We start from the raw sequence: 16,241 nt of genomic DNA on the forward strand, positions 1-16,241 counted from the left end.
AGATGAATAAATAGATAGAGGCGATCGCAATTTATATGGATGTGTATATAAATGTGCAAAATCCCAAATATCTAACTCTCAAGCGCTATTTCAACTTGGTATAGGGTTTACACTACTTAACGTTTCGATCCCAATACGTATAAACAACTACATATTTTTAACTATTATTTAATAATTGCAATGCTGTCATGCATTAACCGCATATAGCAATCCTAAATGAGTTGTGGAAGCACACCCCTTCGGGATGTGCTTCCACAACTCCAAAAATCTACAAATGATTTAGGACTGCTATAGATGCTTGCATTGTGTAAATATTAAAGAGAAAAGCGCTTAAGCCCGTCGTTCACTATTTCTCGTTGCTGCTCATGCTTGATCGCCTCCAAAAAATACTCTCTCGTCATGGCATCGCATCCCGTCGTGACGCAGAACAGATCATCCTGTCAGGTCGAGTTTGGGTAAATGGGAGACAAGTTAAGGAACTAGGGACTAAGGCTGATCCCGATCGCGATCGCATTGAAGTAGATGGGAAGTTATTGCAAACTAATGCCCCAGAATTTGTATACCTATTACTTAATAAACCAACGGGTGTAGTCTGTACCTGTGATGATCCCCAAGGTCGCAGGACAGTCCTTGATCTATTGCCAGCCCAATATCGCCATGTTTATCCAGTGGGACGATTGGACTACAACAGCAGTGGTGCGTTAATTTTGACCAATGACGGTGAATTTGCCAACTATCTGATGCACCCTCGTCACCATGTCGCTAAAACCTATGAAGTATGGGTTAAAGATATTCCTAGTCAACAAACTCTTAAGCAATGGCAAGAGGGGATCATCCTTGAAGGTAAACTCACCTTACCTGCGATGGTCAGCATTCAACAGGTTGAAGAGAATAAAGCTCAAAAATCACGTCAAAACCCGCGCACAAAATTACAAATAGTCTTGTCAGAAGGTCGTAACCGTCAGATTAGAAAAGTTGCTGAACTATTGGGGCATCCTGTTTTGGCATTACATCGAGCAGCGATCGCTTCAATATCGCTGGCTTCGCTGAGAGTGGGAGCATATCGACTATTGAGTAAGCAAGAAATTCAAAACCTAGTAGCTGATTTTAGTGACTCACCCCACTCCTCCTAGAGGCATTAACCAAAACGTCAGTTCGGATTAAGTTGGCAAATTTGAAAAGCCCAAGAGTAAAAACCTTGCTAAGCAAGATTTTTACTCTTAGGAAAGGGTTGGCGTAGCAAACCCTCTCTCAAAACCTGTTTTAAGTCATCCTAAACTCGCATTAGTTATGACTTGGTGATCAGAAATTCAAGGGCAATATCTTGCTCAAAAGATATTAGAATTAGTTCATAGCAAAGCAAAACCATACTCTCTGAAAACTCTGGGGGGATATTGACAGTAGAGTAAGTGAGCATTAGAGCAAGAAATTATGCCCTATATGTTCTTGATTTACTTTCAAAACTTTGCAAAATGTTATATTAGTTGAGTGTAAGTAATCTATCAAGCATAGATTATTTCAAGGATAAACAACACTCTATATAGAACTTGTGGCTATTTAAGGTGTGACTCACAGTCAGATTTTACAAGCCAGTCAGTCCAATCTCTTCATATACGTCGTGAGTATTGTGAACATTACAACCTCGAAGCAAGCAGAGAAGTTAGCAGAAATCGGAGCGCAATTCAAGCGCATTCGACAAGATAAAGATCTATCAATTCCTCATCTCACTGCGACTACATTAATTTCTGAACGCTATTTGCGAGCGATCGAAGATGGGGAAATCGATTCTTTACCTGAACCTGTTTATGTACGTGGTTTTATCCGTAAGTATGGTACAGCACTAGGTGCTGGCGATCTATCGGAGGATTTTCCTCTTAATCCTGTATTGCCTGAGCAAAAATGGGCAGGTAGTGCAGCCGCAGAATTACGCCCTCTACATTTATACGCCCTCTATGTTGCGGTCATTGCTGGGGCTGTCAGTCTATTGGCAACCTTTTTGAATTCTCCAGATGCCAATAAAATTAATGATAACCAAACTATTTTTGGTAATGCCGCCCAAATCGTTGCGCCGAAGGGTAATACACCAGCCGCTACAGATAGCGTATTACCAAAAGTTGGTGGTTTAGAAGTTTTAAGACAGACAGTAATTGATCCTTCAGTGATGGCATCTACTGTCAATGCATCTACTGCTAATTCTGCCAATACTTCTAAAGTTGCTGCATTACCAACAACCAACGATAAGACTGCTGCTAAGTCTTCATCCAATAAACCTCAGTCTGAAGCAGCCTTTGGAGAAGTTAGTTCTAGCCTTAACAATGCCGTTAAATCTTGGACTAATAATATTAGTTTCCAAAATGGGGCAACAACTAATGCTGAACTTGGGACTAAAGGCAGTTTCGAGTTTGCAGGCAATAAGCCCGTCAATATTGGGCTTGTGATGAAGGGACAGTCTTGGTTACGCATTACCGTTGATGGGAAGACTGAGTTTGAGGGTGTTCTTGATGAAGGGAAAAAGCTAACTTGGTCAGGCGATCGTCAAATCTCTATCCGCGCAGGCAATGCTTCAGCAGTGGGACTGAGCTATAACAATCAGCAAATTAAAATCCTTGGCAAAGAAGGTGAAGTTGCGGAAAGATTGTTTGGACTTAATCAGCCTAATACCGTTGAAAATAATGAATTAGAGGTACGAGGATTTTTAGAGTCCATGTCTAATAGTGAAATCCCCTAAATATTTGTCTCTTCATTAAAAAAGAGTTGGTGCAAAGCACCAACTCTTTTTTAATTGCTCTCTAGTCCGCTTTTTTTAACTAATTCTTCTGGTGTGAGTTTTGATAAAAATTCGCGAAATGCTCTTCTTTCAGCTTCATCGGCATCTTGATCCACGGGAATCGAAGCTTCGAGAATGACCTCCTCCATTACCCAGATTGGACATTTGGCTCGTACTGCGATCGCAATCGCATCGCTTGGACGTGCATCAATCTCCTTTTTAATATCCCCTTGTGAAACTGTAATCACTGCGTAGAAAGTACTATTCTTGAGAGCATGGACAACGACACGCTCCACAGTGATCCCCCATGCGTCTAGGAAATTAAGCATTAAATCATGAGTCATTGGACGTTCTAGAGGTCTGCCATCTAAAGCGCCAATGATTGCCTTGGCTTCGGCTTCACCGATCCAAATCGGTAAGGCTCTCCGTTCTAAAGTATCTCGCAGTAGGACGATAGGATTACGGCTGACTGCATCAATCGCAATTCCAGCCACCTTCATTTCGATCATTATTGCCGCCTTCCTCAAGAAATGAGTGAAAGTACCCCTCATCAATCAAAACTTTTGATGTGATATTGATAATTAAAGACGATCAATATCTAACTAGCAAGGGTTTTAGAAATTGAGAGGCTTTTGCAGGTTATTATATCACCGTCACGATAGGGAATCTGGCTTCCCGTCTTGTTTTTAAGGATACTATTCACAATATGCAATCAGACTTAAAAAATATTACGATTATTGGCGCTGGTGCTTGGGGATCGGCGTTGGCAAGTCTGGTAAAAACAAACGATCATCATGTAAAGATTTGGTCGCGCCAAAGTCCTCAACCCCTTTCCAAATTAGTTAAGGACAGTGATGCGATTATTTCCGCAGTATCGATCAAGGGGGTGCGATCGATCGCGGAACAATTGCAGATCGCTCAACAAAATGGGCAATTATTACCCCATGCGGTGATCGTCAGTGCGACTAAGGGTTTAGAACCAACTACGAGACAAACACCATCTCAAATTTGGCGATCTCTCCTGCCGACACATCCCCTCGTAGTTTTATCGGGACCAAACCTCTCCGCTGAAATTGTCGAGGGTAAACCTGCGGCAACGGTGGTGGCAAGCACCGATGAGGTGGCAGCACAGTTTATTCAAACAATTTTTGCATCGCGAAACTTTAGGGTCTATACAAACTCTGATCCCATTGGTGTGGAATTGGGTGGCACATTAAAAAATGTAATTGCGATCGCTGTAGGTGCTTGTGATGGTCTCAATTTGGGCACAAATGCCAAATCAGCATTAATTACCCGATCGCTAATTGAGATTATTCGGGTTGGCGTTTACTTTGGGGCGCAACCTGAAACCTTTTGGGGCTTATCTGGTTTAGGTGATTTGCTCGCAACCTGCAATAGTAATCTCAGTCGCAATTATCAAATTGGCTATGCGATCGCGCAGGGCAAAAGTCTTGAAGACGCGATCGCCAATGTGCATGGCACTGCCGAGGGTGTCAATACTGCCAATGTCTTAATAGAAATCAGCGATCGCGAGAAAATTAATGTGCCTGTATCGCGATATGTATATCGCCTGCTGAAGAACGAGATTACATTGCAACAGGCAGTCGAAGGGTTAATGGAGCGCGACCTCAAACCAGAAAATTAGAAGATTTCACAAAATATGATCGACATGAGCGACGGCACTTCTTGCCGTCGCTCAGCAAAACTAGGAGCCTAAATACGCCTCTAAAACCTTAGGATCGCTTTGAATCTCGGTAGGTGAGCCATCGGCAAGATTGTGACCTTCGGCTAAAACCCAAACGCGATCGCACAGGGACATAATCACATCCATATTATGTTCGATAATCAAAAAGCTCAATCCTTGTTGATTCAGCTTGTGGATTAGGCTACAAATCTCTTCAATCAAGGCAGGATTAACACCCGCCGCAGGCTCATCCAGCAAAATTAATTTAGGATCAGTCATCAAGGCACGGGCAATTTCTAATAACTTGCGCTGACCACCCGATAGAGACCCTGCATAGTTATCCGCCATCCTAATTAAGCCCACAGATTCGAGAATAGATCTTGCTTTTTCGCGATTTTCCCGTTCCTGATTAGCGATTTTTTTACCTTGAAACCAAGTATTCCAAAACTTTTCACCTGCTTGATCTTGAGCCGCCAGTAGCATATTTTCAAGTACCGATAGACGCGATAAGACGCGAGGCACTTGAAAGGTGCGAATCATACCTAGCTTGGCGATCGCATGGGGTGGTTTGCCTTGAATTGGCATTCCGTCAAATTGCACTGTGCCTTGATCGGGTCTGAGGAAATTGGAGAGCAACCCAAAAAAAGTAGTTTTCCCTGCCCCGTTCGGACCAATTAAACCTGTAATGCTTCCCGCAGGTACTTCAATCCGCGCATTACTAACGGCATGAATCCCACCAAAGGATTTTGAGATATTTTCAGCTTTGAGGATTGGGGCGATCGACATATATTTGGCGAGTTAACAGTTATACATACTAAGTAAACAAATTAACAAAGTCTGTGGCTGTAGCGATCAGAATATAGAATTTCCCAGACTATTATTTCCCCGCCTTTGGCAGAGAAATAATAGTCTGGGAAATCGCTTGCTTTACAATGCTCTCACTCTACATACGAGCAAGTGCTGATATTTTAGCGATTTTGTCAGAAGTCAATCCTTCTAATTCATTGAGACTTAACCAGCCATCTTTGACCAACCCCGCAAACACAAACACTAGCATTGGCAATCGATAATCATATTTACCATCGACTTCATGACGCTTTGCACTCAGGAAATCGTGTAGATTCCACATATCTTCCATTTCCACGAGAGAAATTGCTTTGTGTTTGACTGAATCAATCAAGTCGCTAATTTCCCGTTTATAGGCAGTTTCAAAAGCTTTTCTCGCAATATCTTCCTCTGTTTCTGTCCATTCAGCGTTTGTTAACTGCATTATTAAAATTAAAAAAATATATTTATGTATTTATATTAACAATAGTAACTAAGCTTTTGGTTTGAGGGATTATCACTAAGTTTCTTTATTTTCTTGTCAATATTCCTGAATAAGGAGTGAAGAAACAGATGCGAAATCAGACATAATGAAGGCGATCTCTGATTTTAAATTTGGAGCGATCGCCGATGCCGTCAGCCCCCTTGAAATATTTGCGCCTCGACATCCCAATAGATGTTCCCCATAACATTGTGCTGGAGGGATTGGAAGCTTGGTTTAATTTAGAGCTAATCTCAGAAATAGATTTCCAATGGCGCAATAGTAATCGATCAGTAAATCGGTTAAAGGTTGTTGCGATTCAGAATGAGGCAATTTTAGATGGGCTGAACCTATGGCTAGAGATGGGTTTAATTAATGACGATCAAGTCAGACTGATTGCAAAAACGCGCTTTGTATCTGAGCTTCCCATAGAATCCCCAGAGTCAGCGATTCCACGTAGGAATTCGCCAATTTCTAGCCCCAATAGACCTACCGCGAATTTTTCAGGAACTCGTTTAGCGCGATCGCCTCAAGCGCCACCGAAACCAATTCCTCCTAAAGTCACGCAACCACCAAGTAAGGTCGCGCAAACTGTGCGATCGCTAATTTCCGAATTCAGCACGATGTGGTTGCTGTTTTTGGGTGTATTTCTGGTGGTGGTGTCATCGGGATTACTTGCCGCGAGCCAGTGGAATAATTTTGATGCACAGGGGCAATATTTACTGCTATTTGCCTATACGTTAGGATTTTTTGGGGTGAGTTTCTGGACAAGCAAAAATGAGCGTTTGCGTTTGACGACTCGCGCTTTGCAGTTGGTGACTTTGCTGCTAGTGCCTGCAAACTTTTGGGCGATCGATGGTTTAAGGGTGTTAACTAATCCTGCGGGAGTGGGGCTAGGGTTGATCGCTGGTTGTTTACTTTCAGGGATTGCCATCTTTCTCTTACAGACTTCTTTTCTCTTTCGTGAGGCGCAGGAAATTACCGCAGATTCTCAAAAGCGCAGGCGCACAAGGCGACAGCTTAGCCAACTTTCGATCGCCACAATTTTGATTCTTTCTTGGTTGCATTTGGGATGGCTGATATCTCCCTACTATCCACTCATTGCTGTGTATTTGGGGATTAGCGCGATCGCTACTTCCACTTTTCTCAATCGTGATCAGGGATTAAATACTGCCGATAGTTCCACATTTCCGCTAGCCTTGATTACTGGCGCTTACAGCACGGTGTTATTAGTCAGTCGAGCGCTTCTATTTGCTAATGTTTCTGTTTTTAAGTTGGGATTAGCCTTTGGGATCTGTGGCTGGGTGTTGGTGCAAATTACGAATAAAACGGAGAGATTGGCTTCGGCTTCGCTCAGTCAGCAATCTGTGGGCAGTAAATCAGTATTGTCATTTCAGAAAAACCTTGGTCAGATTCTCTTAGGCTTAGGTTGGCTGGTATCGATTTGGGATCAATATCCTTGGCAAGCTTTTACGGTGAGTTTATTGATTGCATGGATATTATGCGATCACCTATTCAAACATGAAGAACCTAATGATTTAACTTATTTATTTGTCTGGGGTTTGCAACTGCTTTGGCTTGTTAAAAGATTGATTCCCGAGGCATGGGGTGGACATACCTTCAAATATTTGCTTTCTCTATTTCAAACTACTTCGGAAATAGCCTTATTAGGTGTTTTGCTATTTCCCTATGCGATTTTGTTTTTAGTGATTGCAGCGATTTATCGCGATCGCCAAAAGCCTAGTTTAGCCATGCGTGGTGAATTACTTGCATTAGGATTTGGGGTGGCACTTACTTGTGTCAGTTTCCTGAATTTGAATACCCTGTGCGCTAGTTTAACCCTGTCGGCAATTACCCTCCTAGCCGTTCAAGCAAAGCGATCGCCTACTAGCAAAGACTTAAGTGGTCTAGTCTATTGCGCTCATATTGTAAGTTTGATCGCCATTAGCTTAGGGAGCTATTTATGCACTCGGATTAATTCGATCTTTGTCTGGAGTGGATTTCTCTTAGGGATTATGTTGCTGGAATGGACTGTGGTTTTAGCGATCGGGAAGTTTAAACTTCAAGCGGTTTCTCTTGGTGATGAGTCTAGCCCCCAGCCCCTATCCCAGAGAGAGAATCCTCATTTGCAAGCATGGCGGGATAGTGCTTGGCATATTGGCGCAAGTTTAGCGGCGCTTAGTTACATTTTGCTTTGGAATGCTTTGATTGAGGGACAAAGACTAGGACGATTTGGAAGTAGTGAATTATTAGTTAATAGTAGTTATTGGAGTGTCGCTTGGTTATCCGTGCCGCTATCCCTAACATTTTTAGGGACTTGGCGCGAATTTGCTGATCGCGATTTGGCGATTAAACTCAGCATTGCGGGACTAGCGATCGCACAATTTCTCACATGGACAGATGATAGTTCGCGCTTGATTGGCTTAGGTGTCGCCTTTGCCCTGATGTTGGTAAATACGCGCCGCAGTAAATCTCTATTAACTACCTTCAACACCGTTGGCTATGGATTGTTATTTATTGCGGCGATGCTATGGAAGTTTAAGGTTGGTGATGGTCAAATTGCCCAATTTACCTTTGGGATTACGGGTTTAATCGTTAGCGTTTTGCTGCTCTATGTTCTCAATCATTGGCTCAAATATCGCCGCGATCGCCATGTCGCCAATCTCAACCTGCCCTTAAATCAATCCTATGCCCAAGCCTTTGATATTTGGGCGGCAGTACTTTCCGCAGGCTTACTAATTCTGCAATCGCTCTTAGCCATTAATGTATTTGCTTTTAATGAAGATGAGCAATTATTTGTCAATCTGCTACCCAGCACGATTTTAGTCACTCTTGGCTTAATTTATCGAGTCTGGCAATCCCTCGGACAATCCTCCTCAAAACAATATCCTCCCTTTTGGACAGAATGGGGAATTGCATGGAGCATCGAACTCCTGACTTCAGGAGCGATCGCCGTTTTTAATGGTTCGGTAATTGAACTGGCGATCTCTAATTTAGCCCTTGGTTTCATCACGCAGTTACTGGGAGACTGGTGGATGCAACGCACAGGCGACGGTACAAATAGGGGTGAATATCCGCGTAGTTGGGATATTGTTCCCTTAATTTATGGGGCGATGGGTTCACTATTTCGGATTGGGAGTTTCAGTGGTTTAACGGGACTATTTTCGCTCAGCACATCTCTGATCGGTATTGGTATTGGACGCAGAGCTTCTCAATCAAATCCAGTATTCAAGGCTCTAACCTATCTATCGATGGTAGTTGCCACCTTCTCGGCATACGAGTTGCTGTTCTATCAAATGGTTGCTAATTCCAAAGGTGGTAGCCTTGGCGATGGCTTAGTGATTTTAGCGACGCTTGCCTGTGCGATCGCCTATGCCTATCAGATTTTCACAGATTGGATTGTGCCATATTTACGCCTTTCCGTCCGCGAAATCAGCATTTCTGCCCATTTACATTGGACTGCCAGCGTTCTCTTCTTGCTATCAGGAAGTTTATATCGACCTTCGACCACAGGCGGTTTAATTGGTGGTGGTTTAGCGATCGCCTTAGCTGCCTACGCGATTACACAGGGAAGATATCCCCTAGCCCCCCTTGTAAAGGAGGCGGAACCATTCCCCCTTCGCAAGGGGGATTTAGGGGGTTCGGATCTCTGGATTTATACGGGCATCACTACCGCCATTGGTGCGATCGCCTATTTCATCTTCTTTGCTTTCCCAAATCCTTGGCTGATTGTGAATGTTATTCAGCCCTATGGGGCGGCGATCGCCTGTATATTTGCTGCAATTCTCTACTTACCACCTTGGGAAGAATGGGGCTGGGCAGAGAATCCTTGGCATAATACCGCTTTCTCTTTACCTCTGATATTTACCCTCGTTCCTAATAATACAGCCCTGAGCCTAGTCATCGCTGGCATTTTCTACGCCATCTATGCCAGAGTCCAAGATCAAATTCGTGCTTCTTATCTCACTATTCTTCTATGGGATTGGGCAATCTTCCAAAATGTAGGGGCTGCTAATTTAGGAAGGTTCGATTTCTTGGTCTATGTGCTTGTAATTGGACTATCAGGTTTATATTTCGCGCAAGTGGAACCAAGCTTGCGATCGCATAATAGCAAAGCTCTACGTCATGCCCTACGCAGTCTGCTTACAGGGGCAATGGGACTAATCGCCTTTCTCTATTCCTTTAATGATCCAAGTATTGCCTTTGCGACTTGGGGCTTAAGTTTTGCTTTTGTCATCTTGGGGCTGGCTCTCCGTATCCGCGCCTATCTCTTTATGGGAACGCTGACATTCATTTTGCTAGTCCTCACCCAAGCCGTAATTTTAGTCACCCAATATTCATTCCTGATGTGGGCGCTCGGCATCTTTGCGGGGATTGGCTTTATTCTGGTTGCCGCGAATTTTGAAGTGCGGCGCGATCGCATTTTAGCGTTGTTTAGAACTGTAGCGATCGAGTTAGAGTCATGGGAATAGCACTATAGAGTGCAAGGCTATTTATCTCGTTACTAGCCGAACGAAATGATCAGATAGGAATCCTGAAACTTTGCGCCTGTGGCTTGTTTGCCAGCCAGCTCAGATGGCAAGAAAATATTACGTCGTTGATCGCCAGCTTCGATAGTCACTTCGGGTCCCAACTGAATCAATTTGACCTGCTTTTTATTGAAACTTGGCAAAAACAACTTAACTTGTTTTGTTGCAGTATTGATCTCAATTGGCTTTGGGGCGAGTCGCGCATCTAAGCGATCGGGAATAATTAACTCACTAACCTGATCGGGAATTGAGAAGATCGCCAGTGGAGCAAACTCCTCTTCAGGGATTGCCTCCCGTGCAAATATACCGCCAACGGTTAAGCCCACCTGTTGAGCGCTGCCCCAGAGATACTTTGCTGTAGCGATCGCATAGGGATCTCCCGTCGTGACTAGGTAAGCAGCAACATGACTCGGATCGTTAACTGCTTTCTGACCGCGAGTTAATACTGATGACATTTCTCCTGCCTGTTGGGAAATATCATCGGTGCTAGAAACTTGGAGAATACTTCTTAAAATTGGCTCCACAAATGGAGAAATAGCTTGACCGATCGCTGAACCTGTTAATACCTGTTTAAAGCGACGCAGATACCAACCGAGGATCTCTGGCATTCCCAACATCCGTAAAGTTTCGAGATCGCCAACGCCATCGTAAATAATTACGTCATACTTACCTTCAGCATCACGCTCACGCAGAAAACTTAAGCCGAGAGCCGCATCCATTCCAGGTAAAATGCCTAGCTCTTGACCATAAACTTCTTTAAAAAAAGGACTACGCAAATATTGGGTTTCCAAGCCTTTCATCTTGTCCCAATATCTTTCGAGTAAAACTGTAGATTTTAAATGAACCGCCGAAAAGTTGGGTGCAACGGATTGTGGGTCACTGTTGAGATCAACACCTAACCTGATGCTGAGGCTATCGCCCGCTTGTTGACCGACGTATAAAACCTGTTTATTTTGGGCGGCAAAAGCACGAGCAACCGCGATCGCGGTTGTCGTCTTGCCAACACCACCTTTACCGAGAAATGTCAGAATTAGGCTCATTGGACTTTTGCACCAGTTTTTTTAGATGAGGACTGGGGGTGAAATGGGGAACTATAACTTCGGGAATCGTAATAGGCTGATGGGTGCGAGGATGACTTCCCGAACGGGCGCGACGATGGCGTACCCCAAACTTACCAAAATCACTCAACATAATCGATTGGTGGTTGGCTAGAGCTTGGGTGAGACAGGTAATCACTGCCTCAAGACTTGCTGAAGCCATACTGTAGCTCAGTCCATCAACTTCCGCCATCATGCCCCGAATGATATCTTGACGGTTAATATCTGCCATAGGGCTTAATTGTAATTATGATGTTCACTTCTCCAACAAGGATTACGCTCAGAGCATAATCCCTTGCTTGCGAGGAGCGACATCATAACCCATTTAGGCGGACTCTAGCTCGTCTGCAAAAAACCAAGACTTGGTGCTGTCATCAAATTTGACGATATAGCCCCATTTGCTGCCATCCATAATCTTTTCTTCTTTGATTACGCCGATCGCACCAACTTTGCTAGCGATCGCCTTGCCACTACCGTCTTTGAAACCACGAACACGAACTCTTTGTCCAACTTGCATAATGTTTGCTTCTCGTACCGAACTCAATTAACCTTTTGTGTTTGCTTTAAAAAGTTTACATTAGATGTTAGCCCTATTAATTTTTTGATGGATATGGCAATCCTAAATGTTTTAAGAGTTTTTATTTTGCCCAAGGAAAAATGAAAACTCTCAAGACAGGCTGTAATTGATTTTTGTTTTAGTAATGAGATGTACTCCTTGCTAAAACCTGTAACTTATGAGGAATGCAACGATGCCAGTGACGATCGCCCAATTGCAAAAATGGAAACAGCAAAAAAAGCCCATTGCGGCTCTGACGGCAAGTGACTATGCGATCGCCAAATTGTTAGATAAAGCAGGTATAGATATGCTTTTGGTAGGTGACTCCCTTGCAATGGTTGCCCTAGGACATAAAACCACACTCCCCGTTACCCTTGAAGCAATGATTCACCATGCTCAAGCCGTAGGTCGTGGTATAGAGAATGCATTACTCATTGTCGATATGCCCTTTCTGAGTTATCAGGTGAGCACGGAAGAGGCTCTGCGATCGGCAGGACGTATTTTCAAGGAAACCGATGCAAAGGGAATTAAGCTGGAGGGAGGCTATCCCGATATGGTCGCCACGATTCGTAAGTTAGTGCAGGCGGGAATGCCCGTCATGGGACATGTGGGACTAACGCCACAATCGGTGCATCGGATTGGCTATCGGGTTCAAGGTAGCACTCCCGACACTGCCGAAGAGATTTTGCATCAAGCCAAAGCTTTAGTAGAGGCAGGTATTTTTGCCCTGCTATTAGAAAATATTCCTGCGGAATTAGCCGCCAAGATTACGGATTTAATTCCTGTGCCTACGATTGGCATTGGTGCTGGCAAGGAATGTGATGGACAGATTTTAGTAACCCACGATGTGCTGGGCTTATCCGATTGGCAGCCACCCTTTGCGAAGAAATATACAAATTTGCAAGAGACAATTACAGAAGCTGTCAAGCAATATTGCCAAGATGTCAGAAATCAATAAAGAGTCGGCGCAATGCGCCGACTCTTTATTTTTGCAGAAGCCCATTTAATCCTATTGCAAGGTGTATAGGCGCGATCGCGATAGGCGATCTAGCCAAGGCGCAAGGAATTTATCGTTAGCTTTTTTCTCTTTGGGATCTTGTGTTTCAAAGGGATGGGGAGCTAAACCACGTAGCGCGGCTGTCGTTACGCAAAACATCGACTTTTGGAACGAAAGACATATTTGTACTAGTAAATCTTCTTCACCGCGATCACTATTCCTATAAAAATCTAGTAAATATTCAGGTAAATAGTGACGCATATCCTGCATCAACAATGTTGGAGGAATGCCTGCACCACCAACGGGTAGAGGATCGGCATACAGCACACCGTAATTGAAGTGAGAGATTTCAGGGGAAATTTGCTGCGCCTGTGCGTTGTAGGAAACCGTGCCACGGAAAGGGAAAGAACGGAAAAATACAGCTTCCACATAGGGGACAGCCGTATCCATTAAAAATGATAAATTTGCTGATTTCGGTACAATATCGTAATCGCTGCCATTGATACTTACTTTGTAAACATAGGGAACAGCAGCGGCAGCAACTAACCCATCTTGAATATGTTTCACGACATCAGGAATACTTTTGATTTCACCCCGATCATAGCGATCGCTCAGTTCTAAAAACATCGGTGACATGAACGACCAAAAATATCCTAAAGCGCTGTAGTAGGTCATCAGGCGCACTTGCTCTGGCAAAAAGTCAGGAAACAATAGATTTAAAATCGCCATAAGCGGGTTGCTTTTACTTTTTGCGGCGATCGTAGCTTTAGCGCGTTGTTTAAATTCCTCTGAGTCCAAGTAATTATCAAGTCCACCGCCACCATGCCAAAACATCGCTTTCATGCAATATTCGGCAAATTCAAAATTAATGCGATCGTGCCACCAATGACGACCTAGCTTACCTAACGAAAAATTGCCATTAAAAAACTTAAAAAACGGGAAAAATTCTAAAAATTGATGCTCGGAGATATAAGTAAGATTTCGGTAATATTCGCCTAGGATGACACCATAGCTTTTAAGTATGCCAACAACTTCTAGTAAGTTGTCGGAACCGTCAGGAAGTAATGCACCACCTTCTTCTAAGCGTTGCTTTACCGCCGCAAGGGCAGGTTCGATGGGTTTATTTTTAGTCGATACACTCATATGAAAATTTATACAACGCTTAATATATGCCTAATATATAGTTAAGCATCGATCGCGGGTTTCGCATTAGCTCAAAGCTAAATAGAAATGTGCAATAAAGAACCCAAGTTTTTGTAGTTTAGCTTCGCAAACTACAAAAACTTGGGTTCTTTATTAAGTAAGCATTTTTTTGCATTGTTTGAGAAATTTACGTTGAGCGATCGCGATCGAAAAAATCTTCTTAATCAATGGTGAACTAATCTGCAAACTTGCCTCACCCCAAGCATTACGATGGCGGACAAAAATTTCACTTTGACAAGCCGCATATTTTAAAACATGACTTAAGCGTAAAGGCATCGCCCAATAATAGTGATAAAGCTCATTAGGATCATCAAAAAATGGGCAATCTTGAAAAACTTCCGCTTCCTGTTGTGTAGGTGAATTACTAAAAGTAAGGAATACATGATCTAAGGCATCTCGCAATAGTTTTGGGGATGTGGTCAGAGGGAAATCAACAGGCGATCGCTCCACAAGATGACGCACAAAAGCAAGCACTGTCATTTGAAATGACTTTAACCCCCAATCTAGGGCAGGCTGATTAGCCTGATGCTTCAGAACTGGTGTAACTCTTCCATCCAATTGCAAAGCATAATCTAGAGTAGTTCCCTCACAACCAGCACAGAATACTTCCATTGCCGAAACATAGCGAGAATCAAGATAGTAACGATGACCTAGAGAATTATTTAAATTGAAGAAGAAAGCAAGTACTTCTCCTTTATGTTTAAGCCCTCCTGTGGGCTTATCTAAGGCGAAATAAAAACCAACAGGATTTCTTGTACCAAATATCTCAAAGGCATTTTCTAGGGAAATTTGTAAGCTGCCACGCCAACCCACATCGACCAATCCAAACGCCTTACCATCTAACATTTTTTCCTGTTGCAGATAGGCTTTTAAAACTTCACGCTTCTGCTCCGCAACTTGGAGCACTAATTGATGCAAAGGTTGATGTTGTTCCAGTTTTGCGCGTAGTGCTAGCCGCTCTGGTCGTGCGAGATTTTGCTGCCAGCGATCGCACGGATATCCTAAAGCCTCAAAAATTGGCTGAGCAACCTGCTGGTCAAGACACATCCGTTTGAGCAAGCTCGCAACGGTAAAAACATCTGTATCATCAAACATCCATTCCCAAAAAGCTTGATTAATTTGAGTCACCCCCGGCATCCTCAGCGCTTGCCGACTCACATATAGATAACGTAGTTCCAATTCTGGATAGATTTTCGGAGCCAGTTCCTTCGCAATTTGCAGTAAGATTTCGCCATCCCTTGCTAAGAAATAAATACGCACAAGTTGACGCGCCTTTGCCTGTTGCAAAATCCAGATAGTATAGGCTGTTAAAATTGGTGCAGCGACGGAAGCAGCTATATCACTAATTATTGATTCTTTTGGTGTTTGAGAAGCTTTATGGAGACGGGTATAGCGGGAGATTCCTGCCCAAAGAGAAGTGATGCCATTAGTATCATGAACATATTTTTGAAGGATTGATTCATAACGATTGGGGTTCGCATCATTGAAATGGATTGCTTGAATACCCAGTGATTTCGGCTTGTCTACATCTGAGGATAAATTATTGCCAGTATGGGTAAGCTCATGAGGTTGTAATCCCAACTCCTTAATTACCTGCAAAAACAGCTTTCCATCCCCCTTAGATTTTCGCAAATTTGAGGATACATATAAGCAATCGCCATCCTGCCAAAAGCCAAAATATCTAAGCCTCTCTTCCAGAAAATTAGCAGGCAAGTACATATCTGACAGGAAGAGCACATGAGGATGCGATCGCCTTACCTGAGCGATTAATTGATAACCTTGAGGAATCGCAACTAAATACTCAGCTTCAACAGTTAACTCTAGATGCTTGAGCTTATCTATTATTTCAGCAGATATTTCTAAAGTATTGCCAATTTCGCGATAGATTTCATCCAGTCGAACTTCCGCATCTTCATAAAAAAAGCGAGATCTTCTTTCTGCATTAATCCGAAGGCTCCGAAAAGTTTCCGCCGAGAAATTGAGCCACCCAAATTGCAAAGCGCGATCGCCACAGATTTTAAAGATTTCTGTAGGTTCAATTACTAATCTAGTTAGCAAGGTGTCAAATATATCAAAACTAGATACTTGGGACATATAAAGAA

General features: G+C 43.2%; 13 protein-coding genes. 5 read left to right on the forward strand and 8 right to left on the reverse strand.

All coding sequences use genetic code 11. The features are described from left to right. Positions 1 to 365 precede the first annotated feature (365 nt). Positions 366 to 1,133 (forward strand): pseudouridine synthase, encoded by a 768-nt coding sequence (locus HC246_RS23105; protein WP_169365768.1) that lies wholly within the window; start codon positions 366 to 368, stop codon positions 1,131 to 1,133. A 494-nt stretch (positions 1,134 to 1,627) separates the two neighbouring features. Beyond that, on the forward strand, positions 1,628 to 2,728 hold the full coding sequence (locus HC246_RS26790) for a helix-turn-helix domain-containing protein (protein WP_169365769.1): 1,101 nt from the start codon (positions 1,628 to 1,630) through the stop codon (positions 2,726 to 2,728). A 50-nt stretch (positions 2,729 to 2,778) separates the two neighbouring features. On the opposite strand, the gene HC246_RS23115 is transcribed toward HC246_RS26790, so the two are convergent. Then, entirely contained in the window at positions 2,779 to 3,276 is a 498-nt protein-coding gene (locus tag HC246_RS23115) for a bifunctional nuclease family protein (protein ID WP_169365770.1), read from the reverse strand. A gap of 197 nt (positions 3,277 to 3,473) precedes the next feature. Between HC246_RS23115 and HC246_RS23120 the strand changes: the two genes are divergently transcribed. Further along, on the forward strand, positions 3,474 to 4,412 hold the full coding sequence (locus tag HC246_RS23120; RefSeq protein ID WP_169365771.1) for an NAD(P)H-dependent glycerol-3-phosphate dehydrogenase: 939 nt from the start codon (positions 3,474 to 3,476) through the stop codon (positions 4,410 to 4,412). A gap of 60 nt (positions 4,413 to 4,472) precedes the next feature. On the opposite strand, the gene HC246_RS23125 is transcribed toward HC246_RS23120, so the two are convergent. Beyond that, entirely contained in the window at positions 4,473 to 5,237 is a 765-nt protein-coding gene (locus HC246_RS23125) for an ABC transporter ATP-binding protein (RefSeq protein WP_169365772.1), read from the reverse strand. A gap of 157 nt (positions 5,238 to 5,394) precedes the next feature. Continuing rightward, positions 5,395 to 5,721: a hypothetical protein gene (locus HC246_RS23130; RefSeq protein ID WP_169365773.1), complete on the reverse strand. Its 327-nt coding sequence runs from the start codon at positions 5,719 to 5,721 to the stop codon at positions 5,395 to 5,397. Between the two features lie 185 nt (positions 5,722 to 5,906). Here HC246_RS23130 and HC246_RS23135 point away from each other — a divergent pair, with 185 nt between their 5' ends. Continuing rightward, positions 5,907 to 10,229: a hypothetical protein gene (locus tag HC246_RS23135; protein WP_169365774.1), complete on the forward strand. Its 4,323-nt coding sequence runs from the start codon at positions 5,907 to 5,909 to the stop codon at positions 10,227 to 10,229. 32 nt (positions 10,230 to 10,261) lie between these two features. Here HC246_RS23135 and HC246_RS23140 read toward each other — a convergent pair whose 3' ends face one another. From HC246_RS23140 to petP, 3 genes are all read right to left on the reverse strand, one after another. After that, entirely contained in the window at positions 10,262 to 11,326 is a 1,065-nt protein-coding gene (locus HC246_RS23140) for a Get3/ArsA fold putative tail anchor-mediating ATPase NosAFP (protein WP_169365775.1), read from the reverse strand. Continuing rightward, positions 11,298 to 11,615, reverse strand: a complete 318-nt coding sequence (locus tag HC246_RS23145) for an HU family DNA-binding protein (protein ID WP_169365776.1) — start codon at positions 11,613 to 11,615, stop codon at positions 11,298 to 11,300. Before HC246_RS23145 ends, HC246_RS23140 begins: the two co-directional genes overlap by 29 nt. A 93-nt stretch (positions 11,616 to 11,708) precedes the next feature. After that, positions 11,709 to 11,900: a cytochrome b6f subunit PetP gene (gene petP, locus HC246_RS23150; protein ID WP_169365777.1), complete on the reverse strand. Its 192-nt coding sequence runs from the start codon at positions 11,898 to 11,900 to the stop codon at positions 11,709 to 11,711. A 232-nt stretch (positions 11,901 to 12,132) separates the two neighbouring features. Here petP and panB point away from each other — a divergent pair, with 232 nt between their 5' ends. Further along, positions 12,133 to 12,897 (forward strand): 3-methyl-2-oxobutanoate hydroxymethyltransferase, encoded by a 765-nt coding sequence (panB, locus tag HC246_RS23155; protein WP_169365942.1) that lies wholly within the window; start codon positions 12,133 to 12,135, stop codon positions 12,895 to 12,897. Positions 12,898 to 12,948: 51 nt separating this feature from the next. Here panB and HC246_RS23160 read toward each other — a convergent pair whose 3' ends face one another. Together HC246_RS23160 and HC246_RS23165 are read right to left on the reverse strand one after the other, a co-directional pair. Continuing rightward, positions 12,949 to 14,079, reverse strand: coding sequence for a CO2 hydration protein (locus tag HC246_RS23160; protein WP_169365778.1), 1,131 nt, complete (start codon positions 14,077 to 14,079; stop codon positions 12,949 to 12,951). A gap of 153 nt (positions 14,080 to 14,232) precedes the next feature. After that, positions 14,233 to 16,233: an HAD family hydrolase gene (locus HC246_RS23165; RefSeq protein ID WP_169365779.1), complete on the reverse strand. Its 2,001-nt coding sequence runs from the start codon at positions 16,231 to 16,233 to the stop codon at positions 14,233 to 14,235. Positions 16,234 to 16,241: the final 8 nt, after the last annotated feature.

The sequence above is a fragment of the Pseudanabaena yagii GIHE-NHR1 genome (assembly GCF_012863495.1).
GTDB lineage: Bacteria > Cyanobacteriota > Cyanobacteriia > Pseudanabaenales > Pseudanabaenaceae > Pseudanabaena > Pseudanabaena yagii.